The organism is Micromonospora sp. NPDC048907, assembly GCF_055586885.1.
Genome location: NZ_JBVJHI010000001.1, coordinates 321352 through 346601, shown reverse-complemented (window position 1 = coordinate 346601; position 25250 = coordinate 321352). Strand labels below are relative to the sequence as shown.

Sequence of the window (25250 nt, the reverse complement as noted above, 5' to 3'; positions counted from 1 at the left end):
CCGGGGACGGGACGTACCGATGGTTGCGGAACGAACGGACGCTACCGGAGCGACGTCGGGACACGCCAGAACATGGTCGATGAATTCGTCAGTCCTCTGCGGAGACGAAGACAGCAGGGGCGGGATGGTGACCCATCCCGCCCCTGCTGCTGTGCGTTATGTGAACGACCCTCGCGGGCCGATGGAGGACGCCGTCAGGCGGACGACGACAGCGTAACCGGCAGCCCCGTCGCGCGGGCCGAGGTCGCGCTGGTCGCCGCCGTCCTGTTATCTCCGCGGCCAGCGACCCGGTCGTCCGGCCGACGGAACCGGCGTCAGTTGGCCTCGACCAGCGGGAGGGACTTCCCGACGCCGCCGCCCGGCAGGGCGATGGAGGAGAAGTGCGAGACCACCCGGTCGTCGCTCGGGTCGTCGGCCGGGGTGCGGTGCACCGCGAGCCGGTTGTAGAGGGTGTCCCGCTGGGCGGGGATGCGGTCCGCGGTGCGGATCATCGAGATCAGCTCGTGCAGGTTCGAGCGGTGCCGGGCGCCGGCCGAGGAGATGACGTTCTCCTCCAGCATGATCGAGCCGAGGTCGTCCACCCCCATGTGCAGGGCGAGCTGGCCGACGTCCTTGCCGGTGGTCAGCCACGACGCCTGCAGGTGCGGCACCGTCTCGAAGAAGAGCCGGGCCACCGCGACCAGCCGCAGGTACTCCAGCGTGGTCGCCTGGGTGCGGCCCTTCAGGTGGTTGTTCTCCGGCTGGTAGGTCCACGGGATGAACGCGCGGAAGCCGCCGGTGCGGTCCTGCACGTCGCGGATCATCCGCAGGTGCTCGATCCGCTCGGCGTGGGTCTCGCCGGTGCCCATCATCATGGTCGCGGTCGACTCCAGGCCCTGCCGGTGCGCCAGCTCCATGACCTCCAGCCAGCGCGCGCCCGACTCCTTCAGCGGCGCGATCGCCTTCCGCGGCCGGTCCGGCAGCATCTCGGCGCCGGCGCCGGCGATCGAGTCCAGCCCGGCGGCCTTGATCCGGGCGATGGCCTCGTCCAGGCTCACCCCGGAGACCTTCGCCATGTGCAGGATCTCGCTGGGACCGATCGAGTGGATGGCGAGCTGCGGGTACGCCTGCTTGACCGCGGAGAACAGCTCCTCGTAGTACTCCACGCCGTAGTCCGGGTGGTGGCCACCCTGGAGCATCACCTGGGTGGCGCCCAGCTCGACCGCCTCGCCGCACCGGCGCAGGATCTCCTCGGTCGGGTGGGTCCAGCCCTCCTTGTGCTTCGGGGCGCGGTAGAAGGCGCAGAACTTGCACGCCGTCACGCAGACGTTCGTGTAGTTGATGTTGCGGTCGATCAGGTAGGTGACGATGTTGTCCGGGTAGCGCCGCCGGCGCACCGCGTCCGCCGCCTCGCCCAGCCCGTGGAAGGGCGCCTCGGTGTAGAGCAGCAGGGCCTCCTCGGGCGTGATCCGCCCGCCGTCCGCGCCGCGCTGCAGGATGTCGTCGATCTCCCGGCTCACCGTCACGTCCCCGAGGGTACGCCGCTGTGACGCCGAGGCCGTGCGGGGTGCTCCGCGATGTGACGCCTCCGCCGGCTCAGTTCATCCCGGGGCTGGCCACCACGAGGCCGACGGCCTTCGCGGCGCCTAACAGTCGCCGGTCGTAGGTGACGAACGCGACGAAGTCGGCGCCGGCCTGGCGAGCCAGATTCTCCGCCGTGGCGAGGTGGATGGCGTTGAGACCGCGCAGCAGGGGTTCGCCATACGCACCGGCCGCCGCCCGGACCGCCGCGTCGATCTCGACCCGGTAGAGCCGTCCCAGGACGGACGGAACAGCCACCAGCGCCTGTGGCGCGGCACGACGCAACGCTCGCGGCACCTCGACCTCGACCAGGGCCGACGAGACAAGCGGCGCCCCCGCGTGGTCGTTGAGCCAGGCGATCAGATCAGGCGTCTCCTCCTCACGCCGGAGCATCTTGATGACCGCCGCCGAGTCGAGGTAGATCACCAACGCTCCTCGTCCCGCGCGTCCGCCAGGACCGCTGCGACGTCCACGGCAGGGTCGCCGAGCACAGGAGGCATCGGGATCGGCCCTGCCGCGGTCGGTGCGGTCGCCCGCCCCTCGGCAACCAGGCGACCGAGAAGCGCGTCGCCGGCCAGCACCGGGACGAGACGGGCGATCGGCTCTCCGCGATCGGTCACCTCGACGGTCTCACCCGCACGGACCCGCGCCAGCACCCGGCTCGTGTGCTGGTTCAGTTCCCGGACCGCGATCTGCTCCATGCTCCGAGCGTAGAACGGTTTGTTCTACGAGCCGCGTCGACGGGACAACGAATTTGCCGATCCTGGCTTATCGTGCGGTGCTCTCAGACTTCGATCAAGGAACGGCCATGACCGCACCCTCCGCGAACCCACCCCACACCGCGCCCGTGTTCCCGCCCACCAGCACCGAGCTCACCTGCCGCTGCTGCGGCTCGGTGCCCGCCATCAAGGCGACCGTGCGCGGGCACCAGGGTTTCGTCCTCCTCTGGCGCATGCTGAGCCGGCGTGGCCCGTTCTGCCGGTCCTGCGGCATCGCGGTCTGCCGTGACATGACCGCGGACACCCTCTATCAGGGCTGGTGGGGTGCCGCCTCGATGATCCTCACTCCGCTGGTTCTGCTCGGGAACCTCGTCACCCGGGTCCGCCTCGGCCGCCTGGCGGAACCGCAACCTGGGGCCCCGGGCACGCCGGCGGTGCCGGGCAAGCCCGTGTTCCGGCGGGCCGCCGCGCTCGGTCTCCTCATACCCGTGGCCCTCGTCGCCGTCATCGGCTGGTCGATCGCCGACGATCCCGCGTACGCCGCCGTCGGCGACTGCGTCAAGGTGACCGATCTGGTCACCCACTCGAGCGTCAGCGTCGTCGACTGCGGCGATCCGGCCGCCGGCTACGTCATCGTCGGCCGGATCGACGGTGCCACCACCGACGCGCCGTGCGGGCGGTTCTCCGGCGTCGTCGCGAGCTACACCGAGCGGCAGAGGTCGGACGAGTATCTGCTCTGCCTCGGTCCCAACCGCTGACCCCGTCCCTTCCGTCCGCCGATCGTCCCGAGCCCGGGGCGCCCGGCGGGCGGTGGGCGCGGCACCACCCGTGGCGCCCTCAGGCGTCGTAGTCGACCGTGAGCTTGTCGGTGACCGGGCTGGACTGGCAGGTCAGGACGTAGCCGGCGGCCACCTCGTCCGGCTCCAGGGCGTAGTTGCGGGCCATGGTCACCTCGCCGGCGACCACCTTGGCCTTGCAGGTCGAGCAGACCCCACCCTTGCAGGCGTACGGGAGTTCGCCGCGGACCTTGAGCGCGGCGTCCAGCACCCGCTCGTCGCGGCCCATCGTGAAGCTCGACGAACGCCCGTCCAGCACGATCGTCACCTCGGCGCCGGCGCCCGGCTCGTCGGTCGGGCGGCGGATCGGCTCCGGCGGCGCGTCGACGTGGAACAGCTCGGCGTGCACGGCCGAGTCGGGCACGCCCCGGTCGGCGAACACCGCCTTGGCGTCCACCACCATCCCGTACGGGCCACAGAGGAACCACTCCTCGATCACCTCGCCGGGGACGACGGTGTCGAGCAGCCGGGTCAGCCGGTCGGCGTCGATCCGGCCGGAGAGCAGCGCGGACTCGCCCATCTCCCGGGACAGCACGTGCACGAGGTGCAGCCGGGTCGGCCACCGGTCCTTCAGGTCGGCCAGCTCCTCGGCGAACATCACCGTGTTCGCCGTGCGGTTGCCGTACACCAGGGTGAACGTGCTGGCCGGCTCGACGGACAGCGCGGTCGCGACAAGCGAGAGCACCGGGGTGATGCCGGAACCGGCGACCACCGCGCCGTAGTGGCGGGCCCGGTCCGGGGCGAACGCCGAGGTGAAGTGCCCGAGCGGGGGCAGCACCTCGACGGTGTCGCCGCCGCGCAGGGCGCCGCAGGCGTACGCGGAGAAGGCGCCGCCGGGAACCTCCCGCACCCCGATCCGCAGCCGGCCGTGCCGGGCCAGCTCGTCGGGGGTCGAGCAGATCGAGTACGACCGCCGCACCTCCGTGCCGTCCGCCCCGACCCGCCGGACCGTGAGGTGCTGCCCGGCGGAGAACGCGAACGTCTCCCGCAGCTCCTCGGGCACGGCGAAGGTGATCGCCACGGCGTCGTCGGTGAGCCGGTCGACGGCGGCGACGGGCAGCGGGTGGAAGGCCGGCCGGCGACGGACCGGTCGGGTGATCGTGACAGTCACAGCGCCTTCAGGTGGTCGAAGGGTTCGGAGCAGGAGCGGCAGCGCCACAGGGCCTTGCACGCGGTGGACCCGAACCGGCTGACCTGCTCGGTCTCCGGGGAGCCGCAGCGCGGGCAGCGGACGGCCAGGGTCAGCGGGACGACGCCACCGCCCCGGGCGGCCGGAGCGGGTGGGGCGATGCCGGCGGCGGCCAGCTTCGCCCGGCCGCCCTCGGAGATCCAGTCAGTGCTCCACGCCGGGGCGTAGACGGTGCGCACCTCGGCGTCCGGGTGGCCGGCGGCGGCGAGCGCGCGGCGGATGTCGGCCCGGATGACGTCCATGGCCGGGCAGCCGGTGTAGGTGGGGGTGATCGTGACGACCACTCGGCCGGTGCCGGGATCCTCGTCGACCGACCGCAGGATGCCCAGCTCGTCGATGGTGACGACCCGGATCTCCGGGTCCACCACCGCCGCCACGGCCTCCCTCGGGCTGCTCACCAGCGGGCCCCCGGGTGGGCGCGGTGCAGCACCTGCATCTCGGCCAGCAGGTAGGAGAGGTGTTCGGTGTGGACGCCGTCCCGGCCGCCGCCCGGCGCCCAGCCGCCGGCGGGCCGGGTCAGCGTCGCCTCGTCGAGCACCGCGGACACGACGGCGTCGAAGTCGGCCCGCAGGGTGGCCGGGTCGACCGGCGCCGCCGGGTCCGCGGTGAACAGCTCGTGGGTGTACGGCCAGACCTGGTCGACCGCGTCCTGCATGCGGCGGTGCGACTCCTCGGTGCCGTCGCCGAGCCGCTTCACCCAGAGCGAGGCGTGGTCCAGGTGGTACGCCGACTCCTTGCGCGCCTTCGCCCCGATCGCGGCCAGCCGCTCGTCGGCGCACCCGCTCAGCGCGGTGTAGAGCGGGAGCTGGTAGGCGGCCAGGAAGAACAGCTTCGCCATGGTCACGCCGAAGTCGCCGTTGGGCAGCTCGACCAGGAGGCGGTTGCGGAACTCCCGGTCGCCGCGCAGGTAGGCCAGCGCGTCCTCGTCCCGGCCGGCGCCCTCCAGTTCGCCCGCGTAGGTGAGCAGGAGGCGGGCCGCGCCGAGCTGGTCGAGGGCGATGTTGGCCAGCGCGACGTCCTCCTCCATCTCCGGTGCGCGGGAGGTCCACTCGCCGAGCCGCTGCGCCGCGATCAGCGCGTCGTCGCCGAGGCCGAGGGTGAAGTCGAACAGCTCGCTCGGCTCGCTCACAGGTGCGCCACCCCGTCCGGCACCTCGTAGAAGGTGGGGTGGCGGTAGACCTTGTCCGCCGCCGGGTCGAAGAAGGCGTCCTTCTCGTCCGGGCTGGACGCGGTGATCGCGCTCGCCGGCACCACCCAGATCGAGACGCCCTCCTGGCGCCGGGTGTAGAGGTCGCGGGCGTTGCGCAGGGCCAGCTCCGCGTCGGGGGCGTGCAGGCTGCCGACGTGGGTGTGCGACAGCCCGCGCCGCGCGCGCACGAAGACCTCCCACAACGGGGTCTGCTCGGTCATGCCGTGCTGGCCGGGCATGCCCTCACGGCCCTCGCTTCGCTCGGTGCGTTCGCTCATGCCGCCACCTTCTCCCTGCTGTTCCGCTTCGCCGCGTACGCCGCGGCGGCCTCCCGCACCCAGGCGCCGTCGGAGTGGGCCCGCCGCCGGTGCTCCATCCGCTGCCGGTTGCACGGCCCGTTGCCCTTGATCACCTGCATCAGCTCGTCGTAGTCGGGCTGGGTGTAGTCGTAGGACTGCCGCTGCTCGTTCCAGCGCAGGTCCGGGTCGGGGATGGCGAGACCGAGGATCTCCGCCTGCTGCACGCACATGTCGACGAAGCGCTGGCGCAGCTCGTCGTTGGAGAAGCGCTTGATCTTCCAGGCCATCGACTGGGCGCTGTGCGTCGAGTCTCCGTCCGGCGGGCCGAACATGGCCAGTGACGGGTACCACCAGCGGTCCACCGCGTCCTGGGCCATGGCCTTCTGCTCGGGGGTGCCGTGGGCCAGGGTGTGCAGGATCTCGTAGCCCTGGCGCTGGTGGAACGACTCCTCCTTGCAGACCCGGATCATCGCCCGGGCGTAGGGGCCGTAGGAGCAGCGGCACAGCGGCACCTGGTTGACGATCGCCGCGCCGTCCACGAGCCAGCCGATCGCGCCCACGTCGGCCCAGGTCAGGGTCGGGTAGTTGAAGATCGAGCTGTACTTCTGCCGGCCGTCGAGCAGCAGCTCGACCAGCTCGTCCCGGCTGACGCCGAGCGTCTCCGCCGCGGCGTAGAGGTAGAGACCGTGGCCGGCCTCGTCCTGCACCTTGGCCAGCAGGATCGCCTTGCGCTTGAGCGAGGGTGCCCGGCTGATCCAGTTGCCCTCCGGCTGCATGCCGATGATCTCGGAGTGCGCGTGCTGGGCGATCTGCCGGATCAGCGTCTTCCGGTACGCCTCCGGCATCCAGTCGCGCGGTTCGATCTTCTGGTCCGCGTCGATCACGTCCGTGAAGTACGCCGCGAAGTCCTCGTCGGGCGCCGGTCCACCGCGCCGGGCGCGTGCCGCCGCCTCGCGCAGCGCGGCCTCCGCCGCCTCCACCTCGCCGAGCAGGCCGCCGCCCGGGCCGTCCTCGGGCGGGGCGAAGTCGTTGCCATACATGAGGCCAGTGTTACAGCTCGCGCCCAATGACACCAGAGGGTGTAACAGGTTTCCCCGCCCACCTTCCGTCACCGACCGACCGCTTCCCGTGACAGCGCCTGACCTGCGCAAATGATGTGACCTCGACCACCTGTCGAAGATGAATCCTCACAAGAGCGGCATAGCGGTCCAATATCCCGCCTTCACGGCGAGTTGCCGGGCCTGGGGATCTGGCATCCGGCCTGTCCGGAAGTAGACTTCGCCCGGCACACCGATCGGCTGCTGACGATCGCCACGGCTCCAGGCCCTCTCCCCCGGCCTCGGCGATCAGGCCGAAACACCTTCGGAAGCGCCGGTCCCCCCGGCCAGACAACCTGGAGTTCACCCACTCATGCGACCTCGCGTGACCATGGTGCTCGCCATCGTGGCGGTCCTCATCGGCGGCGGCATGCTGGTCCCCGCCGCGTACGCCAAGCTTTCCAGCGGCGAAAGCCTGGGCGGCATCGGCGGCGGTGTGGCGCAGGTTCCCACGCCCGCACCGACCACGCCTCCGGAGCCGACGCTGGCCGCCGGGCCGGTCTCGGTGAGCTTCAAGGGCAAGTTCTTCTCCTGGGCGCTGATGGACCGGAAGACCGGCAAGATCAGCGGTGCGCCGAACATGACCTCGACCAACTCGACCGAGTCGATGATCAAGGCGTGGATCGTCTCCGACTACCTGCGCCAGCTCGGCGACAAGGCGCCCAGCGCGGCGCGCAAGAAGCAGGCCGAGACCGCGATCCGGGACAGCAACGACATCTCGGCCGAGGCGCTCTACAACGCCGGCGGCCGCAAGCAGGTGCTGACCCGGCTGATCAAGATGTGCAAGCTGACCGACACGAAGATTGAACCCACCAAGGCCAAGTGGGCGTACACCCAGATGTCGCCGCGCGACGCGGTACGCATGGGCGACTGCATCGGCGACGGCACCGCCGCCGGGCCCAAGTGGACGAAGTGGGTGTTGAACGAGATGGCTCACGTGCGCGGCGGCGTCAAGGACCAGAAGTCCGAGGCCGTCCAGGGCGGTCACTGGGGCATCGTCGACGGCCTGCCCGAATCGATCACCTCGCAGGGGCCGGTCAGCATCAAGAACGGCTTCACCATGCTCTGGGCCGACGGCCAGTGGCACGTCAACTGCCTCGCGGTGGCCGACGACTGGACCCTGGCCGTGATGATGCGCTACCCCGGCGCCGGCGACCTGAAGACCCCCTCGTACGGCGCGAAGGTCTGCGCCAGCGTCGCCACCCAGCTGGTGACCCCGCAGCCGGGCGCCGCCCTCAAGGTGCCGCAGCAGCCGGTCGGGAAGCTCTGATGGCGGGCAGCCGGCGCCGGCCGGGCAGTGACCGGCGGCCCCTGCTCTACAGCGCCATCGCCGTGATCCTGGTCGGCCTGGTGCTCGTCTCGCTCCGGCTGGTCCCCGGCTCGCCGCTGCGCCCGACGGCCGCCTCGCACCCGGCCGCCACCGGCGCCGGCCGGTCCGCGGGCGCGTCGACCGACCGCGACGCGCGCCCCGAGCCGTCCCCGTCGCCCTCGCTCGCGCCGCTGCCGTTCGAGGCACAGAACCTCGACGACCTGAACATCAAGGGCTGGTACGCCTGGAGCGTGCTGGACAAGCGGACCGGCGCGATCATCGGCTCGAAGAACATGGGCGAGACCAGCACCACCGCCTCGATGATCAAGTCCTGGATCGTCGCCGACTACCTGCGGCGCGCGGCCGACGCCGGGCAGACGCCGAGTGACGCCAAGCTGGCCGACGCCACGAAGATCATCCGGGACAGCGACAACACCCGGGCCGAGCAGTTCTACAACGGCGTCGGGCGGTCGGCCTCGATCAAGCGCCTGATCTCGATGTGCGACCTCACCGACAGCAAGGTGGCGACCGACGGCGGCTGGAGCCGGACCGAGCTGTCCCCCCGCGACACCGCCCGGCTCGGCCGCTGCATCGACGACGGTCGCGCGGCCGGCCCGAAGTGGACCAAGTGGCTGCTGAACGAGATGCGGCTGGTGCGCGGCGCCGGTGACTTCGGCATCCGCAAGGCGTTCCCGGCCAAGGTGCAGAAGACCATCGCCATCAAGAACGGCTGGATCGACCGGACCCGGGAGCAGGAGATGCACATCAACTGCCTGGCGATCGGCGACACCTGGACGATGGGCGTGATGGTCCGCTACCCGATCGGCATGGGCTACGACTACGGCATGCAGAACTGCGAGAAGATCACCGAGGCGCTGCTCCGCGACGCCACCTGATCCCACCCGCTGCGCGAAGCGGCGGTGTCCCGGTCCGCCGGGGCACCGCCGCTTCGTCGTTCCGGGAGGGCGTCAGCCCTGGAAGAACTCCGGGCCGCCCTCCGGCAGGGCCGGGGCCTCGCCGACGGCGGCCGCGCGGCGCGCGAACTCCCGCAGGCCGGCCACCTGCCGCTCGCCCAGCGAGAAGTCGAGGGTCCGGAAGTAGGTCGCCAGGGTCGCCGCGTCGAACGGCTCCCAGCGGGCCCCGGCCTCGGCCACCTGGTCCAGCTCGGCCAGGCTCAGGTCGCGCGAGCGCAGGAACGCCTCGTGCACCTCCTTGACCAGGCCGGGGTGGGCGGCGGCGAACTCGCGGCGGACCGCCCAGACGGCGAAGACCATCGGCAGGCCGGTCCACTCGCGCCAGGCCTGCCCGAGGTCGGTCACCGCGAGGCCCTTGCGCGGCGCCTCGTAGAGCGCGCGCAGCGCCACGTCGCCGATGAGCACGCCGGCGTCGGCCTCCAGCAGCATCTGGGTCAGGTCGGGCGGGCAGCGGAAGTACTCGGGGCGCACCCCGTAGCGCTCGCCGAGCAGCAGCTGGGCCAGGAGCACCCCGGTACGCGAGGTGGAACCGAGCGCCACCCGGGCGCCGTCCAGCTCGGTGAGGGGCCGGGTGGAGACCACGTTGACCGAGAGCACCGGGCCGTCGCTGCCGACCGCCAGATCCGGCAGGAGCAGCAGCTCGTCGGCGTGCCGCAGGTACTCCACGAGCGAGATCGGGCCGATGTCCAGGTCACCGGCGACCAACCCGGCGTTCAACCGGTCCGGCGAGTCCTTGTGCAGGTCGACGTCGATCAGCGCGCCGGACCGCATGAGCCCCCAGTAGATCGGCAGACAGTTCAGGAACTGGATGTGCCCCACCCGGGGGCGGGCGATTCGGTCGGCCATGACCCGACCGTATCGCCGCCCGGTCTGGCCGGCTCAGCGGGTGGGGGAGGAAGTGGCCAACCCCGCACGCGGCTCGCTCCCGGCCCCGGCGACTGGCTCGGCTGCGCGCTCGGCGCGGACCGCCCGCCACACCGGCCAGGCCGCCGCGACGACCACCAGCACCCCGGCCACCCCGCAGCCGGCGACCAGCGGCCGGGGTGCGGCCACCTCCAGCAGGAGGCCGCCGATCAGGTAGCCGGCCATCCCGGCTCCCTGGGCCGCGGCGCCGAAGACCGCGTAGGCCCGGCCCCGGGCCGCCTCGGGCACCCGCCGGGCCAGCAGCAGGTTGTTGAAGACGTTGTCGCCGCCGTTGCCCACGCCGCCGACCAGCCAGATCGGCACGAGCAGCCAGGCCGACGGCACCGCGGCCGACGCCAGCACCGCCAGGCAGCAGCCGCCGAGCAGGACCAGCCCGGCGCCGAGGAGCGCCCCGTCGTCGGTGAGCCGGCGGGCGAGCCGGGCGAACAGCCAGCCGCCGAGGACGATGCCCAGCGGCCAGGCCCCGGTGACCAGGCCGTAGACCGTGGTGGTGCTGTGCAGGGTCTCCCGGATGAAGAAGACCTCGATGACGTTGATGGCACCGACCGCGGCGATCACCGCGGCGAGGCTGCCCACCATCACCATCAGCAGGGGATCGGACCGGAACCGCCACGCGGTGGGCCGGGTCGCGCCGCCGGCCGCCGGTGCCGTCGACCGCCGGCCACCCCGCCGGGTACGGATGAGCAGGCCGGCCGCCACGAGCGCGAGGTAGCTGGCGGCGTCGACGAGCAGCGGTACCCGGGTGCCGAACTGGCCGACGAGCAGCCCGGCCAGCGCCGGCCCGGCCAGCGCGCCGAGCGTGCCGGCCGTCTGGTTGAGTGCGCCGGCCCGGGGCAGGTCCTCGGCCCGGACCATGACCGGCACCAGCGCGGAGAGCACCGGCTGGGTGACCGCGAGCCCGGCCGCGAGCAGCGCCACCAGCGCGATGACCAGGGCCGGGTGCCCGGCGTACGCGAGCGCCAGGCAGATCGCGGCCTGGGCCAGCCCGGCGACCACCAGCAGCACCCGGCTGTCCACCCGATCGGCGAGCCGGCCGGTCAGCGGGGCGAGCGCGACAAGCGGCACCGTGGCGGCGAGCAGCAGCCCGGAGACGGCGAGACCGCCGGCCCCGGCGGACTGGAGCGCCAGCGTCAGTGCGCTCGCGGCGAGGAAGTCCCCGCAGCTGGAGACGCCCCGGGCGGCGGTGGCGAGCCAGACGTCGGGCCAGCGCGAGGGACCAGATGCGAAGGACATATTTCGAAAATAATCCTTCACACCTGTCGGCGCAACCTCCGGTCAGTCGATGGGCAGCGCCCGGTACTGCACGGCGACCGTGCGGGAACCCTCCGGCGGCTCCTTCCGCAGCCGGCGCCGGTAGGGGTCCAGAAGCGACTGGATCGCCTGATTCAGCTCGACCAGTTCCTCGGCGGTGACCTGGAGCAGGCTGTCACTGAACCAGGCCGCCCGGTACCAGTCGCTCGGCTCGCCGGGCGCGCGCAGGATCCAGTCCCGGGCGCGCTGGCTGTCACGGGCCAGGTGCGCGTCGACCAGGGCCAGCTCGGCGGCGCGGGCCTCGGAGTCGGCGTCCTGCCCGGACTCGAACTGGTAGGAGGGGCTGAACGACCGCCAGACCCGCTCCCGGGCGTCCCCCCGGCTCGGGGCCTCCTCGATCAGGCCGAACTTCGCGAGCTCCCGGAGGTGGTAGCTCGTCGCGCTCGGCGACAGCCCGGCGATCTCGGCACACTCCGTGGCGGTCGCACCGCCCTCGACCGTGCTGAGATGCTCCATGATCGCCATACGGGCCGGGTGGGCCAGCGCCCGCATCACCTGCGGGTCGCTGATCGTCACCCGGCGCTGCTCCGGACGCGCCTCGGTCATGCCACCCATGATCCCGCCTCGGCCGGTGCCCGGGAAATTCGGTTGCCCGGCGATCCGGGCGGAGTAGGCTGTTCTGTCCCGCCTGACGGCCGTGGTGAGTAGCACCGCACAGGACGTCCCCGCGCCGACCCGAGGTCGGAAACGCGAGCGGCAGCGTTGTTCCCCGTGACGAGGAGTACGTGGATGACCCTGCACGCCCAAGAACAGACCCTGGACGCCGAGCTCGCCGCCGAGCGCGCCCACCTGGACACCTCCCGCGCGGCGCTGCGCCGGATGCGCGAGCGCGCCGAGTCCCTCTTCGCCACCGGCGACAAGGTGGCCGGGGACGCGTACACCGCCGAGCAGCTCGGCCGGCACATGGCCCGGCGGGTCAAGGAACTCGCCGACGACCCGACGACGCCGCTCTTCTTCGGCCGGCTCGACTTCGGTGACGCCGATCCGGACCATGCCGGCCGCGAATACCACGTCGGGCGCCGGCACGTCACCGACGAGCTGGGCGAGCCGCTCGTGCTCGACTGGCGGGCGCCGGTCTCCCGGTCGTTCTACCGGGCCAGCGCCCGCGACCCGCAGGGCGTCGCGATCCGGCGCCGGTTCGGGTTCAGCTCCGGGGTGCTGACCAGCTTCGAGGACGAGCGCCTCGACCGCGGCGAGGAACTGGGCACCGCCAGCCGCATCCTCACCGCCGAGATCGAGCGCCCCCGCGTGGGCCCGATGCGCGACATCGTCGCCACCATCCAGCCCGAGCAGGACGAGCTGGTCCGGGCCGACCTCGCCGACTCGATCTGCGTCCAGGGCGCGCCGGGCACCGGTAAGACGGCGGTCGGGCTGCACCGGGCCGCGTACCTGCTCTACCTGCACCGCGAACGGCTGCGCCGGTCGGGCGTGCTGATCGTCGGGCCGAACCGGGCGTTCCTGTCCTACATCGCGGCGGTGCTGCCGGCGCTCGGCGAGGTCGAGGTCGAGCAGGCCACGGTGGAGGACCTGGTCGCCCGGGTGCCGGTCCGCGCGGTCGACGACCCCGCCGTGGCCGCCCTCAAGCACGACGTCCGGATGGCGGAGGTGCTGCGCCGCGCGGTCGACGCGCACATCGGCACGCCCACCGAGCCGATCATGGTCTCGGACGGCTCGTTCCGGTGGCGCATCGGCCTCGACCCGCTGCACCGGCTGGTCGAGGAGACCCGCCGCGAGGGCCTGCCGTACGCGACCGGCCGGGACCGGGTACGCGCCCGCGTGGTGGGCCTGCTGCAACGCCAGTCCGAGGCCCGCCGGGCCGAGTCGCCCAGCGACGCCTGGCTGCGTCGGATGAGCAGGGCGAAGCCGGTCACCGAGTTCCTCGACGCGGTCTGGCCGGCGCTCACCCCCGACGGGCTGCTGCACCGGCTGCGGACCGACCCCGACGCGCTCGCCGCCGCCGCCGACGGCCTGCTCACGGCCGAGGAGCAGGAGCTGTTCCGGTCGGGCCCGGTCGGTCGCACCCCGAAGGCGACCCGGTGGACCGCCGCCGACGCGGTGCTCATCGACGAGGCCGCCGGGCTGCTGGAACGGCCCGCCGGCTTCGGGCACGTGGTGGTCGACGAGGCGCAGGACCTCTCTCCGATGCAGTGCCGGGCCATCGCCCGGCGCAGCGAGCACGGCTCCATCACGCTCCTCGGCGATCTGGCCCAGGGCACCGCGCCCTGGGCGGCCACCGACTGGCGGGAGTCCCTGGCCCACCTGGGCAAGCCGGACGCGGCCGTGGTGCCGCTCAGCATCGGTTTCCGGGTGCCGGCCGCCGTGGTCGCCTTCGCCAACCGGCTGCTGCCGGCGCTCGCCGTCGACGTGCCCCCGGCGGAGTCGCTGCGCCGCGACGGGTCGCTCGACGTGCGTACCGTCGGGGACCTCACGGCCGCGACGGTGGCCGAGGTGCGGGCGGCGCTGGCGCACGACGGCTCGGTCGGCGTGATCGCCGCCGACGACACGGTGGACCGGCTCCGCGCGGCCCTCGCCGACGCGGGCGTCGAGACCGCGACCGCCGACGACGTGGAGGCCGCGGCGCGGGTCACCGTCGTCCCGGCGACCCTGGTCAAGGGCCTGGAGTACGACCACGTGGTGGTCGTCGAGCCGGCCGCGATCGTGGCCGCCGAGCCGCGCGGCCTGCACCGCCTCTACGTGGTGCTGACCCGGGCGGTGTCCCGCCTGGCGGTGCTGCACCGCGAGCCGCTGCCCGCCCCGCTGGCCGGCTGACCGGCGGCCGCCGGCCGTTCGTGCGATGTCGCCGGCGACCAACCGGCGGCGGCTCAGGCGGACAGGGCGGCGGCGACGTCCCGCAGCGAGCGGCCGGACTCGGCGATCGGCACGGTGAACGCGAGCCAGGAGCCGTCGGCGAAGTCGAGGCGCAGGCGCTTCGGGTTGAGCCGGTGCCAGCCCACCCGGGCCGACGCCACCTCCGCCCGCGAGGCCGACCAGGCGATCCCGGTCTCCGCCACGGACCGCTCGTCGTCCGCCCGGCTGGACAGCACCTTCGTCGGCCCACTCAGACAGACCAGCAGCCGCCGGTCGGTGGCCACCAGCAGGGTGTCCCGCACCGCCAGGTCCGGCCCGGGCGGGTGCAGCGCGTGGCGCAGGCGGGAGGCCGCGGAGCCGGGGGCGCCGCGCCCGGCGACGCCCCAGACCACCCGGTCCACCAGCCGGTCGCCCCACGCCCAACTGACCAGCGGCGAGATCAGGTTGAGCAGCACGGCCCCGGCGCTCACCCGGCCGGCGGGCGCCTCCGGCTCGGCCGCGTCGGGCGGCGCAGGTGGCGTCGCCCCGTTCGCCGCCTCGGCCTTCGCGTACGCCAGCACCCGCTCGCCCGGCTCGACGAGCTGGCCGATCCGGTCCCGGTATGCGGTCTGGTCCATCGGCTCAGTATCGGTCGTGGCCGTAGCCGTCGTCGGTGCGGCGCTCCGCGGCCGGCGCGTTGCCCATCACCTCGCCGACGATCTCCCGGACCCGGGCGGCGGCGGCCTCCTGGGCCCGGTTCGCCGCGGCGGTGAACTCCTCGGCGAGGGTGTAGGAGTCGAACCGCATGGCCCGGGCGTTGATCTCGGTGGAGAGGATCCTGCCGTCGGCGGCCGCCGTGACGGTGACCAGGCCGGAGTCGCTCACCCCGGCGGCGCTGCTCTGCTCCAGCTCGGCCATCCGCGCGCCGAGTTCGCGCTGCCACCCGTCCAGGTTGCGGGCCAGCGCCTCGATCCGGTCCAGGGCCGGGAAGGTCATGGCTGCCTCTCAGTTCACGATCGAGTCGAAGACGTTCTGCACGCCCTTGGTGTACGGCCCCAGGTCCTCCGAGTAGGTGCCGTCCACCAGGTAGTTGCGGTCCTTGTGGCCGTCGGAGACGTCGTGCAGGCCGACCCCGGTGTCGAGCAGGGCGCCGCCGATGCCGGGGATGTTCACCGGAGACGTGTGGTTGATGGCGAACTTGCCGGGGAACAGGATGGCGGCCCGCTGGATCTTGAACGCGAACGCCTCCTTGGTGTAGCCGGACTTGTTCCACGCCCGGTACGCCTTCTTGGCCTTGCGCAGCTCCATCACGACCTTGCGGTAGCGGGTCAGCAGCTCGGCGACCTTCTCCAGCTTGGTGACCAGCTTGGTGAGGATCTCCGCGAACCGGGCCACGATCTTCACCATGCGGCCGACCGTGGTGGCCAGCCGGGCGAGCACCCGGACCACCGTGGCGGCCAGCGTCACGCCCGCGCTCAGCACGGCGGCCACCGCGGCGATGATCACCTCGGTCAGGAACCAGAGCAGGAACTCCAGGATCAGCTCGACCAGCAGGTTGAACGCGTCGACCGCCGCGTTCGCCGCGTCGACCAGCACCTCCTTGGTGCCGTCCAGCCCCTTGGCCAGCTCCTCGATCGCCTCCTCGACGGATTCCATCGAGGCGTGGAACTTCTCCGCCGCGTCGCCGTCCCAGGCGCCGCGCAACCGGGCCCGGTCGGCGATCTGGTCACCGGCGATCTGCCGCACCGCCTCGCCGGTGGTGAGGGCGAGCTGGGCCGCCTTCATGAGGTCGTCGGGTTCGCCGGCGACCAGCTCCAGCAGCTGCTCGAACGGCCAGAGCACCGCGTTGGAGAGCGGCTTGAACGGGTCGGGCGTGCCCGACACGATCTGCTCGAAGTAGGTCTTGTTGCGCTGCAACGCCTCGGTGCTCATCGGTCGGCCCTCACGCGCCCGGGGTGAACATGTCGGTGTTCGCCACGTCGGTGCCGGTGTAGGCGTCGGCGGTGTCGCTGATCCCCTCGGCGATGTCGGCCATCACCTCGGCGCCGTCCTCCAGACCCTGCAGGCACGCCTCGAACTGCTCGGCGTACGCGGCGGCGAGGCCGAACGACGCGGGCATGATGCCGAAGGCGTGGCGGGGCACGTGCCCGTCGTGGAAGACCCGGCGCAGCTCGCGGAAGCGGCCGGCCCGGTCCCGGGACGCGGCGGCGAAGGCGGTCAGCGCCTCCGGCTGGACCTCGAGGTTCCTGCTCGGACTCGTCACGGACCCTCCCCAGTGTCCAGTCGACAGTCACCCGTCGCCGGCACGGCCGCGCAACGGGATTACCACAGTAGGCGATCGGCGCCCCTCCGCGCGGGGCAGTGCGATTCGCGCCGGCGCGGTACACAGAAGTAGGCACGCCCCCGCCCGGGGCCGCAACCCCCGAAGGAGCACCCCCATGATCCTGGCCCGCGCCGACCAGGTCAGCCGCCGCTACGGCGACGTGCTGGCACTGGACCGGGTCGACCTGACCGTCCGCGCCGGGGAGCTCGTGGGCCTGCTCGGGCCGAACGGGGCCGGCAAGAGCACGCTGCTCAACCTGCTGGCCGGGCTGCGCCGCCCCACCTCCGGTCGGGTCGAGCTGCTCGGCGGCGACCCGCGCGACCCGGCGAGCCGGCGGCAGCTCGGGGTGACCCCGCAGGAGACCGGCCTGCCCGGCACGCTGCGGGTCGGCGAGGTGGTCGACTTCGTCTCCGCGCACTTCCCCGACCCGGTGCCCCGGGGCGAGCTGCTCGACCGGTTCGGCCTCAGCGACCAGGTGCGCCGGCAGACCGGCGGCCTGTCGGGCGGGCAGCGCCGCCGGCTGGCCGTGGCGCTCGCCTTCGTCGGCCGGCCCCGCCTCGTGGTCCTCGACGAGCCCACCACCGGGCTGGACGTGGAGGCCCGGCGCACCCTGTGGGAGGCGGTCCGGGCCTTCCACGCCGAGGGCGGCACGGTCCTGCTGAGCAGCCACTACCTGGAGGAGGTGGAGGCGCTGGCGGAGCGGGTGGTGGTGATCGGGCACGGTCGCGTCCTCGCCGACGACTCGGTGGCGGCGATCCGCGACATCGTCGGCGTACGCCGGGTCAGCCTGGTCGCCGACGACCTGCCGCCGCTGCCCGGCGTGGTGGCCAGCGAGCACGCCGAGGGGCGCACCCACCTGCTCACCACCGACGCCGACCAGCTCGTCCGGGACCTGGTCACCGCCGGCGTGGCGTTCCACGACCTGGAGGTCCGGCCCACCTCGCTGGAGGAGGCGTTCCTCACCCTGACCGCCGACGACCGGCCCGCACCCACCCCCGCCTAGGAGACCCCCGTGCCGCTCGCCCTGGTCCACGCCCGCTACCAGCTCCTGGAGATCATCCGGATTCCGGTGGCGGTGGTCGGCAGCGCCTTCTTCCCCGCCGCCGCCATGCTCTTCTTCGTGGTGCCGTTCGCCGGTGACGACGCCGCCGGCGCCACCTACGCCACCGCCGCCATGGTCACCTTCGCGGTGATGAGCGCCAACATCTTCCAGTACGGCGTGGGCGTGGCCGAGGACCGCGACCAGCCCTGGAACCCGTACACCCGGACCCTGCCGGCCGGGCCCGGGCCGCGCCTGGCCGGGCGGATCCTGGCCGGTCTGGTGCTGACCTACCTGTCGATGATCCCGGTGGTGGTGATCGCCGCGGTCGCCACCGCGGCGCGGGTGACGCCGGCGCAGTTCCTGCTCGGCCTCGCCGCCGTGGCGGTGATCTCGGTGCCGTTCACCCTGCTCGGCATGGCCATCGGCTACTCGCTGCCGAGCAAGGCGGCCGTCGTGGTGGCCCAGGTGGTGTTCTTCCCGCTGGCCTTCGGCGGCGGTCTCCTCTCCGGCCCGGACGACGCGCCCGGCTTCATCCAGGCGATCGCCCCCTACCTGCCGACCCGGGGTGCGGTCGAGCTGATGTGGGCGGCGGTCACCGACTGGCGGCCCGACACCCGGGCCCTGGTGATGCTCGTCGTCTGGGTGGTGGCGCTCGCGGCGGTCGGCGGGTGGGCCTACCGGCGGGACGAGGGACGCCGCTTCACCTGACCTTTTGTCCCAATCCGGCCCGGTGGCCGGTGGGACGGTGCCACGATGCCGGCAGGGCGTGCCAGCGGGGCCGCTCCCGGCGAGAGGGGTCAGCGTGGACGGCGTGGAGCCCGGGACGCCCTGCTGGGCCGACCTGGCCACGCCCGGGTTGGACGACGCGAAGCGGTTCTACCCGGAGCTGTTCGGCTGGACCGGCCGCGTGTCGACCGAGCCGGGCGCCGGCGGCTACACCACGTTCCTCAAGGACGGCCGGGCCGTCGCCGGGGCCGGGCCGCCCGCCGCGCCGGACCAGGTGCCGGTCTGGTCGACGTACGTGGCCACCGACGACGCGGACCTGGTCGCCACCCGGGTGGAGGCGGCCGGCGGCCAGGTGGTGGTCTCCCCGTTCGACGTCTTCGGGCAGGGCCGGATGGCGGTTCTCGCCGACCCCGCCGGTGCGGTGTTCAGCGTCTGGCAGCCCATGGCGATGCGCGGGGCGGAGTTGTTCAACGCCCCCGGCTCGATGTGCTGGAACGAGCTGGTCACGCCCGACCCCGAGCGGGCGAAGGACTTCTACGCGCTGGTCTTCGGCTGGCACCCCGAGGAGCAGGCGTCCGGCCCGGTCACCTACACGGGGTGGCGGTGCGGCGCGCGGATCGTCGCCGGCATGATGCCGCAGCTGGAGCCGCTGCCCGAGGACCTGCCGGCGTACTGGACGGTCTACTTCGCGGTCGAGGACGCGGACGCCACCGCGGCCCGCGCCGCCGAGCTGGGCGGCACCATCCTGGTCCCGCCCCGGGACAATCCGGCCGGTCGCGGCGCCGCGCTCCGCGACCCCCAGGGCGCCCTGTTCTCCGTCACGGCCCTCCGCTGAGCGGCCCGGTCAGCGAGGGCGGACCGGGACCACCAGGGGGCCGTGCTCGCCGGGGATGACCCGGATGTTGGCGCGGTAGTGGCGGGCAAGCAGGGCCTCGGTGAGGACCTCCTGCGGCGGCCCCGCGGCGGCGACCCGGCCGTCGGCGAGCAGGACCAGGCGGTCGGCGTACTCGCCGGCGATGGAGAGGTCGTGCATGGTGGCGAGCACGGTCAGGTCGTGCTCGCGGCGGAGCTGGTCCACCAGTTCCAGCACCTCCTGCTGGTGGCCGATGTCCAGGGCGCTGGTCGGCTCGTCGAGCAGCAGCAGGGTGGCACCCTGGGCCAGCGCCCGGGCCAGGAAGACCCGCTGCCGCTCGCCGCCGGAGAGGGTGGCCAGCTCGCGGCGTCCGAACGCGCCCAGGTCGAGCCGGTCCAGCACGTCGTGCACGGCCGCCAGGTCGGCGGCGGACTCCCGGCCCAGCGCCGGGATGTACGGGGTGCGCCCCAGCAGCACGTAGTCGAGCACCGACATGCCGGCCGGCACCACCGGGGACTGCGCCACGGTGGCCACCACCCGGGCCCGGTCGCGGCGGCGGAGGGAGTTGATCGGCGTACCGAAGAGGGAGACCGCGCCCGGCGCGGGCAGCAGGCCGCCGACGGCGCGCAGCAGGGTCGACTTCCCGGCGCCGTTCGGGCCGATCACGGTGACCCACTCGCCCACCGCGACCGTGAGGTCGACGCCGGCCAGGATCGGCGTACCCCCCAGGTCGACCCGCAGGTCGCGCAGCTCCACGGCGGGCGCGCTCATGTCAGCACCCTTGGCTCGCGACTGCGGGGCTCGCAACCCCGGCTCACTCCTCGCGCTCACGTCAGCACCCGGCGGGCGGTGCGCAGGACGAGCACGAAGAACGGGCCGCCGAGCAGCGCGGTGACCACGCCGATCGGGACCTCGGCGGGGGCGGCCGCGGTGCGGGCGACCACGTCGGTCAGCGCCAGGAACGCCCCGCCGAACAGCATCGACAGGGGCAGGATCACCCGGTAGCTCGACCCGGCGAGCAGCCGTACGGTGTGCGGCACGATGATGCCGACGAAGCCGATCAGGCCGGAGGCGGACACCGCGGCGGCGGTGCCCAGCGAGGCGGCGGCGATCAGCAGGTAGCGGGAGCGCTGCGGGTGCAGACCGAGGCTGGCGGCCTCGTCGTCGCCGACGGAGAGCACGTCCAGCTCGCGGCGGTGCAGCAGCACCACGACGGCGGTGAGCACGAAGTAGGGCAGGACCAGCCGGACGTCGTGCCAGCCGGCGGTGGCCAGCCGGCCGAGCAGCCAGGAGTAGACCTGCTGGATGCTGTCGGAGTGCCGTTGCAGCAGGTACGTCTGCCCGGCGGAGAGGAACGCCGAGACCGCCACCCCGGCCAGGATCAGTGTGGCCGGTGACCGGGACCGGCCGCCGGCCGCGCCGAGCCCGTACGTCATGGCGACCGCGCCGAGCGAACCGACGAACGCGGCGAGCGGGATGGTGACCGGCATCCCGGTGATCGCCCCGCCCGCTCCGGCGCCCAGCGTGATGACCGCGGTGACCGCGAGCCCGGCGCCGGCCGCCACGCCCAGCAGGTACGGGTCCGCGAGGGGGTTGCGGAAGACGCCCTGGTAGCAGCCGCCGGCCAGGGCGAGCAGGGCGCCGACGAGCAGGCCGAGCACGACCCGCGGCAGCCGCAGCTCGGTGATGATGGCGATCTCCCGCTCGCTGAGCCCGCTGTCCAGGTGCACACCGGGCAGCAGGTTGAGCAGTTCGGCGGCGACGCTGCCCGGCGGCAGGCTGACCGGGCCGAGCGAGACGCCGGCCACCAGCGCCACCAGCACCGCGCCGATGCCGACGAGCAGCCAGCGGGTGCGCAGCCCGGCCGGCCGGACGGTCGCACCCGGCGCTGCCGCCCGCTTCCCGTCACGGGTCACGGGCGTACCCGGGTCGTCCGTGCCAGGCGCCCCGGCGGGCCGGGACGCGTCGGGCGTCCCGGCCGGCCGGGGAGCGTTGTCCGCCGGTCGCACGGTCACCGTCAGGCCGGGACCTTGGCGGTGGCGTCGACGATCACCTTGAGCAGGTCGACCACGCGCGGGCCCCACCGGGAGGCGATGTCGTCGTCCAGCGCCACGACCTGGTTGTTCTTCACCGCGGTGACGCCGGCCCAGCCGCTGCGGGTCTTGACGGTCTCCGGGGTCTGCTTGCAGCACTTGGTGTCGGCCAGGAAGACGAAGTCGGGGTTCGCCTTGACGATGACCTCCTGGGAGAGCTGCGGGTAGCCGCCGTTCTTCCCGTCGGCGTCCGCCGGGTCGGCGATGTTCTGCAGGCCGGCGAGGGCGTAGATCGAACCGATGAAGGTCTTGCTGGTCGCGCTGTACAGCTCCGGGCCCAGCTCGTGGTAGTAGGTGAGCTTCTTGGCCCGCTGCGGCAGGTCCTTGGTGATGGCGGCGACGTCGTCCTTCATCTTCTTCGTGACGGCGTCCGCCTCGGCCGGGTGGCCGGTGAGCTTCCCCAGGTCGGTGATCTGCTGGTAGCTGTCGTCCAGGGTGGTCGCGGCCGGGGTGAGCAGCACCGGGATCTTCAGCGCGGTGAGCTGGTCGACGATCTTGTTGGTGTCGTTGGCGAGCACCACCAGGTCGGGGCTCCGGCCGGCGATCGCCTCGGCGTTCGGCTGGTAGCCGGAGAGGTCGCTCTTCGGCGCCTCCGGCGGGTAGTTCGACTGGTCGTCGACGGCGGTGACCTGCTTGCCGGCGCCGACGGCGAACAGCATCTCGGTCGCCGAGGGCGACAGCGAGACGATCTTCTCGGGACGCTTCTCCAGGGTCAGCTTGCCGACGGTGACCGGGAAGGCGGCCGCCGCCGAGCCGCCGCCGGCCGCGGGGGTGTCGTTCGAGGTCTTCTCGGCGCAGCCGCCGAGGAGCAGCGCGCCGACCGCGAGGGCGGCGGCGAAGAGCCGGGGGGTACGTCTGGACATCGGTCCTCCTGTCGGTCGAGGAGTGTGGTGCTTCGCCGACAGGGACCTGAGCGGGCCCGTCCGCGAGGCGCCCTTCCTCGAGAGCGCGTGTCGCGACCGTGCCGCAGGCGACCTGGCTCGTCCCCCCACAGGTGTCGGCGCCGGCCGGGGCCGACGCCGTGTGCGGGGCATCACAGTTGCGGGACAGCGCCGGTTTCGCACCGACTTCGCTGCGGGGTGGTCGGTGCCACCGTAGCGCATGACCAGCGGAGATCGTCCGGACGGGAGGCGCGGTGGGACCCCGGCAACCGGGGCCCCACCACGCCTCGTGGTCAGCAGTACTGGCTCTGCTTCCCGATCGCCCGGTACGGGCAGTCGGCGTACTCGGAGAGCAGCAGCACGGCCTCCCGGTTGCGCGACGTCTGGGCGGGGATCACCTCGTCGGGCGGGTAGAAGCCGCCCCCGGAGGCGGACCCGGGATACATCTCGAAGGTGTACGCCCAGATCTTGTGGGTGCCCCACATCCAGTCGATGCTGGTGCCGTCGGCGATGTAGAGGTCGCTGGACTGTTCCGGGGTGTAGCCGTTGCTGGACGCCATCTGCCGCCCGATGGTGGCGAAGGTGTTGTACTGGTCGGCGTTCATCCCGGTGGCGGTGTTGCTGTACGTGTAGCCGTACGGCCAGAGCACCAGCTGCGAGTAGGTGTGGAAGTCGATGTTGGCTTCGATCTGCTGCACCCCGCCGACGACCCGGCTGTTGACGAAGTTCCGCAGCGCCGCGGTCTCCGGGGCGGAGAAGGCGGACGGGCCGCGGTAGGTCTCCGACGAGGTCGAGCCGGACGAGCCGCCGCAGCAGCCCCACTGGTAGGACCAGTTCCGGTTCAGGTCCGTGCCGACGGCCGTCGAGCCGCTGTTCGGCTGCCGGTTCTTCCGCCAGGAGCGGTACGAGCCGGTGGCGATGTCGTACTCGCTGCCGTCCGGGTTGACCGTGGGGACGATCCAGATCTCGCGGGAGTTGACGAGGTTGGTGATCCGGGAGTCGCTGCCGTAGTTGTCGGTGAAGAGGTTGAGCAGGTAGATCGCCATCTCGACGGTCAGGTGCTCGCGGGCGTGCTGCTGGGCGTTGAAGAGGATCTCCGGTTCGCTCTCGTCGGTGCCGACGTTGTCGGAGATCTTCACGGCCATGAGGTCCCGGCCCTGGTAGGACCGCCCGATGCTGAGCTTGCGGGCGATGGCCGGGTGGTCGGCGACCACCGTGTTCACCACCGCGGTCAACTCGGCGTAGTCGTGGTAGTTGGAGTCGGCGGGTGGGAAGGCGTACGCGACGGCGCCGGCGGCCGGGGCCGGGGCGACATCCTTCTCCAGCCGGAAGCCGAGCCGGGTGATGGCGGCGGCCTCGGCGGTGGTGGCCGTGACGTGCAGCACCCCGTGTTCGGAGTGGTCGATCGCCGCGCCGGTGCGGGCGACGGCGCTCCGGTCGGCGAGCGTGCGCGGGCCGAGCACCCGGTAGGCGACGGCGGCCGGTTCGCCGTCCGGTGCGGGCCGGGCGGCGGCCGGGCCGCTGACCGCGGCCACGAGGGTCAGGCCGACGGCGGCGGCGAGGGCCAGCCGGCGGCGGAGCGGGGACGTGCGGAGGGCCATGGACAACCTCCTCGGGGTACGGGCGATCCCGTTGTCCGCACACTTCACCAGGAGTCACATGGTCATATCAACATTCATCACTATGTGCTTCCATCCCGACCGCATCCTCATGCCGGCAATGATTTTCCATCCCTCAACCTCTGGCGAAACTTCCCTCCAGGCGCGACAGTGAACGGCAACGATGCGGTTCACCTGGAGGAGCTGCCATGGACCGGACATCCCTGCGCACGGCCGCCGTGGCCGGCGCCACCACACTCGCCCTCCTCGGCACCACCGCGCCGGCCGGCGCGACCACGACCGCCGCACACGACGAACAGATCACCTGGCAGGGCTGGGCCGGCCCGACCTGGTCGACCGGGACCGCGGCCGGCACGACCGGCACCGCCGCCGGCCTGACCCTGACCAGCCCGGTCGGCACCATCCTCTACAAGGACCCGCACAGCAGCACCCGCCGCACCTGGGCGTACGGGACGTGGACCTCGCCGCTCACCCAGGTCGGCTTCTCCGCCACCGAACTGGTGACCTCGTGGAACGCCGACACGCCGGCCGGCACCTGGCTCCAGGTCGAACTCCAGGGCACCTACACGAGCGGCACCCGCACCCCCTGGTACGTCATGGGCCGCTGGGCCTCCGGCGACGGTGACATCCGGCGGACCAGCGTCGACCGGCAGGGCGACAAGACCTCCAGCGTCCTCACCGACACGTTCAGCGTCACCAATCCGGCTGCCGGGGTGCTGCTGCGGGCGTACCAGCTGCGGGTGACCCTCTACCGGGACCCGGCGTCGACCGCCACGCCGGTGCTGCGGTCCGTCGGCGCCATGAGCTCGAACGTGCCCGACCGGTCCACCGTCACGCCGAGCGCCGGGCACATCGCCTGGGGCACCGAGCTGGCCGTGCCGCGCTACTCCCAGAACATCCACGCCGGCCAGTACCCGGAGTACGGCGGCGGCGGCGAGGCGTGGTGCTCGCCCACCTCCACCGAGATGGTGGTCGAGTACTGGGGCCGCAAGCCCTCCCCGGCCGACACGTCCTGGGTGGACCCCGGCTACGCCGATCCGACCGTCGACCACGCCGCCCGGATGGCCTACGACTGGCAGTACGGCGGCACCGGCAACTGGCCGTTCAACACCGCGTACGCGGCCGGCTTCCCCGGCCTGGAGGCCAAGGTGACCCGGCTGCACTCGCTGGACGAGCTGGAGCACTTCATCGCCGCCGGCATCCCCGTGGTGACCAGCCAGTCCTTCCTCGCCAGCGAGCTGGACGGGGCGGGCTACGGCACGGCGGGGCACCTCATGGTGGTGGTCGGCTTCACCGCCACCGGCGACGTCATCGCCAACGACCCGGCCTCGCCCAGCGACGCCGCGGTCCGGCACGTCTACCGGCGTGACCAGTTCGAGCAGATCTGGCTGCGTACCCGGCGCACCACCGCGGGCGGCGGCACCGGCAGCGGTTCCGGCGGCGTCGTCTACCTGATCAAACCGACCGAGGTGGCCTGGCCCTCCGTGGCCGGTTCCACCAACTGGTGATCCATCCCTTC

The 25250-nt window shown here is 72.9% G+C and carries 26 protein-coding genes and 1 pseudogene; 8 read left to right on the top strand and 19 right to left on the bottom strand.

Features of this window, described 5'->3' with window-relative positions; all coding sequences use genetic code 11:
- Nucleotides 1–314: 314 nt before the first annotated feature.
- From mqnC to ACZ6PY_RS01765, 3 genes are all read right to left on the bottom strand, one after another.
- The gene (gene mqnC / locus ACZ6PY_RS01775) at nt 315–1505 is read right to left on the bottom strand and encodes a cyclic dehypoxanthinyl futalosine synthase (RefSeq protein WP_466068305.1); all 1191 of its coding nucleotides are present in this window, start codon (nt 1503–1505) and stop codon (nt 315–317) included.
- A 70-nt stretch (nt 1506–1575) separates the two neighbouring features.
- Nucleotides 1576–1986 carry a type II toxin-antitoxin system VapC family toxin gene (locus ACZ6PY_RS01770; RefSeq protein ID WP_466068303.1) on the bottom strand — a complete coding sequence of 137 codons (411 nt, stop codon included), beginning with the start codon at nt 1984–1986 and terminating at the stop codon, nt 1576–1578.
- Nucleotides 1983–2261: a type II toxin-antitoxin system Phd/YefM family antitoxin gene (locus ACZ6PY_RS01765; RefSeq protein WP_091261257.1), complete on the bottom strand. Its 279-nt coding sequence runs from the start codon at nt 2259–2261 to the stop codon at nt 1983–1985. The genes ACZ6PY_RS01770 and ACZ6PY_RS01765 overlap by 4 nt, the downstream gene beginning before the upstream one ends.
- A 107-nt stretch (nt 2262–2368) precedes the next feature.
- On the opposite strand from ACZ6PY_RS01765, the gene ACZ6PY_RS01760 reads away from it, so the two are divergent.
- Nucleotides 2369–3037, top strand: a complete 669-nt coding sequence (locus ACZ6PY_RS01760; protein WP_466068301.1) for an LppU/SCO3897 family protein — start codon at nt 2369–2371, stop codon at nt 3035–3037.
- Between the two features lie 79 nt (nt 3038–3116).
- On the opposite strand, the gene paaE is transcribed toward ACZ6PY_RS01760, so the two are convergent.
- The 5 genes from paaE to paaA are packed head-to-tail and all read right to left on the bottom strand — an operon-like array spanning nt 3117 to nt 6832.
- Nucleotides 3117–4226 carry a 1,2-phenylacetyl-CoA epoxidase subunit PaaE gene (gene paaE, locus ACZ6PY_RS01755; RefSeq protein WP_466068300.1) on the bottom strand — a complete coding sequence of 370 codons (1110 nt, stop codon included), beginning with the start codon at nt 4224–4226 and terminating at the stop codon, nt 3117–3119.
- Entirely contained in the window at nt 4223–4702 is a 480-nt protein-coding gene (gene paaD / locus ACZ6PY_RS01750) for a 1,2-phenylacetyl-CoA epoxidase subunit PaaD (RefSeq protein WP_466068298.1), read from the bottom strand. Before paaD ends, paaE begins: the two co-directional genes overlap by 4 nt.
- On the bottom strand, nt 4699–5433 hold the full coding sequence (gene paaC / locus ACZ6PY_RS01745; protein WP_262283357.1) for a 1,2-phenylacetyl-CoA epoxidase subunit PaaC: 735 nt from the start codon (nt 5431–5433) through the stop codon (nt 4699–4701). Before paaC ends, paaD begins: the two co-directional genes overlap by 4 nt.
- Nucleotides 5430–5771, bottom strand: coding sequence for a 1,2-phenylacetyl-CoA epoxidase subunit PaaB (paaB, locus tag ACZ6PY_RS01740; RefSeq protein WP_466068296.1), 342 nt, complete (start codon nt 5769–5771; stop codon nt 5430–5432). Before paaB ends, paaC begins: the two co-directional genes overlap by 4 nt.
- Entirely contained in the window at nt 5768–6832 is a 1065-nt protein-coding gene (gene paaA, locus ACZ6PY_RS01735; protein ID WP_466068294.1) for a 1,2-phenylacetyl-CoA epoxidase subunit PaaA, read from the bottom strand. The genes paaB and paaA overlap by 4 nt, the downstream gene beginning before the upstream one ends.
- Nucleotides 6833–7202: 370 nt before the next feature.
- On the opposite strand from paaA, the gene ACZ6PY_RS01730 reads away from it, so the two are divergent.
- On the top strand, nt 7203–8159 hold the full coding sequence (locus ACZ6PY_RS01730) for a hypothetical protein (protein WP_466068292.1): 957 nt from the start codon (nt 7203–7205) through the stop codon (nt 8157–8159).
- A complete protein-coding gene (locus tag ACZ6PY_RS01725; protein WP_466068290.1) occupies nt 8159–9094 on the top strand; it encodes a serine hydrolase in 936 nt (311 codons plus the stop codon). The genes ACZ6PY_RS01730 and ACZ6PY_RS01725 overlap by 1 nt, the downstream gene beginning before the upstream one ends.
- 72 nt (nt 9095–9166) lie before the next feature.
- Here the strand turns inward: ACZ6PY_RS01725 and ACZ6PY_RS01720 are convergent, their stop codons facing one another.
- Genes ACZ6PY_RS01720 through ACZ6PY_RS01710 form a run of 3 tightly spaced genes read right to left on the bottom strand, consistent with a single transcriptional unit; the run spans nt 9167 to nt 11953 of the window.
- On the bottom strand, nt 9167–10018 hold the full coding sequence (locus tag ACZ6PY_RS01720) for a menaquinone biosynthetic enzyme MqnA/MqnD family protein (RefSeq protein WP_466068288.1): 852 nt from the start codon (nt 10016–10018) through the stop codon (nt 9167–9169).
- 33 nt (nt 10019–10051) lie between these two features.
- Entirely contained in the window at nt 10052–11329 is a 1278-nt protein-coding gene (locus ACZ6PY_RS01715; protein WP_466068286.1) for an MFS transporter, read from the bottom strand.
- 42 nt (nt 11330–11371) lie between these two features.
- Nucleotides 11372–11953, bottom strand: a complete 582-nt coding sequence (locus ACZ6PY_RS01710) for a helix-turn-helix domain-containing protein (protein ID WP_466068285.1) — start codon at nt 11951–11953, stop codon at nt 11372–11374.
- A 183-nt stretch (nt 11954–12136) separates the two neighbouring features.
- Here ACZ6PY_RS01710 and ACZ6PY_RS01705 point away from each other — a divergent pair, with 183 nt between their 5' ends.
- On the top strand, nt 12137–14176 hold the full coding sequence (locus tag ACZ6PY_RS01705; protein ID WP_466068283.1) for a HelD family protein: 2040 nt from the start codon (nt 12137–12139) through the stop codon (nt 14174–14176).
- Nucleotides 14177–14229: 53 nt separating this feature from the next.
- Here ACZ6PY_RS01705 and ACZ6PY_RS01700 read toward each other — a convergent pair whose 3' ends face one another.
- Genes ACZ6PY_RS01700 through ACZ6PY_RS01685 form a run of 4 tightly spaced genes read right to left on the bottom strand, consistent with a single transcriptional unit; the run spans nt 14230 to nt 16457 of the window.
- Nucleotides 14230–14832 carry a hypothetical protein gene (locus ACZ6PY_RS01700; RefSeq protein WP_466068282.1) on the bottom strand — a complete coding sequence of 201 codons (603 nt, stop codon included), beginning with the start codon at nt 14830–14832 and terminating at the stop codon, nt 14230–14232.
- A 4-nt stretch (nt 14833–14836) separates the two neighbouring features.
- The gene (locus ACZ6PY_RS01695; RefSeq protein ID WP_466068281.1) at nt 14837–15190 is read right to left on the bottom strand and encodes a YbaB/EbfC family nucleoid-associated protein; all 354 of its coding nucleotides are present in this window, start codon (nt 15188–15190) and stop codon (nt 14837–14839) included.
- Nucleotides 15191–15199: 9 nt separating this feature from the next.
- Nucleotides 15200–16126: a WXG100 family type VII secretion target gene (locus tag ACZ6PY_RS01690; RefSeq protein WP_466068280.1), complete on the bottom strand. Its 927-nt coding sequence runs from the start codon at nt 16124–16126 to the stop codon at nt 15200–15202.
- Between the two features lie 10 nt (nt 16127–16136).
- Nucleotides 16137–16457 carry a type VII secretion target gene (locus ACZ6PY_RS01685; RefSeq protein WP_466068278.1) on the bottom strand — a complete coding sequence of 107 codons (321 nt, stop codon included), beginning with the start codon at nt 16455–16457 and terminating at the stop codon, nt 16137–16139.
- Between the two features lie 175 nt (nt 16458–16632).
- Between ACZ6PY_RS01685 and ACZ6PY_RS01680 the strand changes: the two genes are divergently transcribed.
- The 3 genes from ACZ6PY_RS01680 to ACZ6PY_RS01670 all read left to right on the top strand — a co-directional run bounded on the left by ACZ6PY_RS01680 (nt 16633) and on the right by ACZ6PY_RS01670 (nt 19120).
- Nucleotides 16633–17520 (top strand): ABC transporter ATP-binding protein, encoded by an 888-nt coding sequence (locus ACZ6PY_RS01680; RefSeq protein ID WP_466068276.1) that lies wholly within the window; start codon nt 16633–16635, stop codon nt 17518–17520.
- Between the two features lie 9 nt (nt 17521–17529).
- Entirely contained in the window at nt 17530–18267 is a 738-nt protein-coding gene (locus ACZ6PY_RS01675) for an ABC transporter permease (RefSeq protein WP_466068274.1), read from the top strand.
- A 94-nt stretch (nt 18268–18361) separates the two neighbouring features.
- Nucleotides 18362–19120, top strand: coding sequence for a VOC family protein (locus ACZ6PY_RS01670; protein WP_466068272.1), 759 nt, complete (start codon nt 18362–18364; stop codon nt 19118–19120).
- A 9-nt stretch (nt 19121–19129) separates the two neighbouring features.
- On the opposite strand, the gene ACZ6PY_RS01665 is transcribed toward ACZ6PY_RS01670, so the two are convergent.
- The 4 genes and pseudogenes from ACZ6PY_RS01665 to ACZ6PY_RS01650 all read right to left on the bottom strand — a co-directional run.
- Nucleotides 19130–19909, bottom strand: a complete 780-nt coding sequence (locus ACZ6PY_RS01665) for an ABC transporter ATP-binding protein (RefSeq protein WP_466068270.1) — start codon at nt 19907–19909, stop codon at nt 19130–19132.
- A 56-nt stretch (nt 19910–19965) separates the two neighbouring features.
- Nucleotides 19966–21054: a FecCD family ABC transporter permease gene (locus ACZ6PY_RS01660; protein WP_466068269.1), complete on the bottom strand. Its 1089-nt coding sequence runs from the start codon at nt 21052–21054 to the stop codon at nt 19966–19968.
- A gap of 101 nt (nt 21055–21155) precedes the next feature.
- Complete coding sequence (locus tag ACZ6PY_RS01655) at nt 21156–22094, bottom strand: ABC transporter substrate-binding protein (RefSeq protein WP_466068268.1); 939 nt, start codon at nt 22092–22094, stop codon at nt 21156–21158.
- 314 nt (nt 22095–22408) lie between these two features.
- Nucleotides 22409–23713: pseudogene (locus ACZ6PY_RS01650) on the bottom strand (M14 family metallopeptidase); the annotation flags it as partial.
- A 206-nt stretch (nt 23714–23919) separates the two neighbouring features.
- Here ACZ6PY_RS01650 and ACZ6PY_RS01645 point away from each other — a divergent pair.
- Entirely contained in the window at nt 23920–25239 is a 1320-nt protein-coding gene (locus ACZ6PY_RS01645) for a C39 family peptidase (protein ID WP_466068267.1), read from the top strand.
- The last annotated feature ends 11 nt before the right edge of the window (nt 25240–25250 follow it).

Bases quoted from the DNA above. Each gene is read 5' to 3' on its own strand.
- ACZ6PY_RS01765 (WP_091261257.1), bottom strand. From the start codon at position 2,261: ATGGAGCAGATCGCGGTCCGGGAACTGAACCAGCACACGAGCCGGGTG.
- ACZ6PY_RS01760 (WP_466068301.1), top strand. From the start codon at position 2,369: ATGACCGCACCCTCCGCGAACCCACCCCACACCGCGCCCGTGTTCCCG.
- paaB (WP_466068296.1), bottom strand. From the start codon at position 5,771: ATGAGCGAACGCACCGAGCGAAGCGAGGGCCGTGAGGGCATGCCCGGC.
- paaA (WP_466068294.1), bottom strand. From the start codon at position 6,832: ATGTATGGCAACGACTTCGCCCCGCCCGAGGACGGCCCGGGCGGCGGC.
- ACZ6PY_RS01730 (WP_466068292.1), top strand. From the start codon at position 7,203: ATGCGACCTCGCGTGACCATGGTGCTCGCCATCGTGGCGGTCCTCATC.
- ACZ6PY_RS01725 (WP_466068290.1), top strand. From the start codon at position 8,159: ATGGCGGGCAGCCGGCGCCGGCCGGGCAGTGACCGGCGGCCCCTGCTC.
- ACZ6PY_RS01720 (WP_466068288.1), bottom strand. From the start codon at position 10,018: ATGGCCGACCGAATCGCCCGCCCCCGGGTGGGGCACATCCAGTTCCTG.
- ACZ6PY_RS01715 (WP_466068286.1), bottom strand. From the start codon at position 11,329: ATGTCCTTCGCATCTGGTCCCTCGCGCTGGCCCGACGTCTGGCTCGCC.
- ACZ6PY_RS01710 (WP_466068285.1), bottom strand. From the start codon at position 11,953: ATGACCGAGGCGCGTCCGGAGCAGCGCCGGGTGACGATCAGCGACCCG.
- ACZ6PY_RS01705 (WP_466068283.1), top strand. From the start codon at position 12,137: ATGACCCTGCACGCCCAAGAACAGACCCTGGACGCCGAGCTCGCCGCC.
- ACZ6PY_RS01700 (WP_466068282.1), bottom strand. From the start codon at position 14,832: ATGGACCAGACCGCATACCGGGACCGGATCGGCCAGCTCGTCGAGCCG.
- ACZ6PY_RS01695 (WP_466068281.1), bottom strand. From the start codon at position 15,190: ATGACCTTCCCGGCCCTGGACCGGATCGAGGCGCTGGCCCGCAACCTG.
- ACZ6PY_RS01690 (WP_466068280.1), bottom strand. From the start codon at position 16,126: ATGAGCACCGAGGCGTTGCAGCGCAACAAGACCTACTTCGAGCAGATC.
- ACZ6PY_RS01680 (WP_466068276.1), top strand. From the start codon at position 16,633: ATGATCCTGGCCCGCGCCGACCAGGTCAGCCGCCGCTACGGCGACGTG.
- ACZ6PY_RS01665 (WP_466068270.1), bottom strand. From the start codon at position 19,909: ATGAGCGCGCCCGCCGTGGAGCTGCGCGACCTGCGGGTCGACCTGGGG.
- ACZ6PY_RS01655 (WP_466068268.1), bottom strand. From the start codon at position 22,094: ATGTCCAGACGTACCCCCCGGCTCTTCGCCGCCGCCCTCGCGGTCGGC.
- ACZ6PY_RS01645 (WP_466068267.1), top strand. From the start codon at position 23,920: ATGGACCGGACATCCCTGCGCACGGCCGCCGTGGCCGGCGCCACCACA.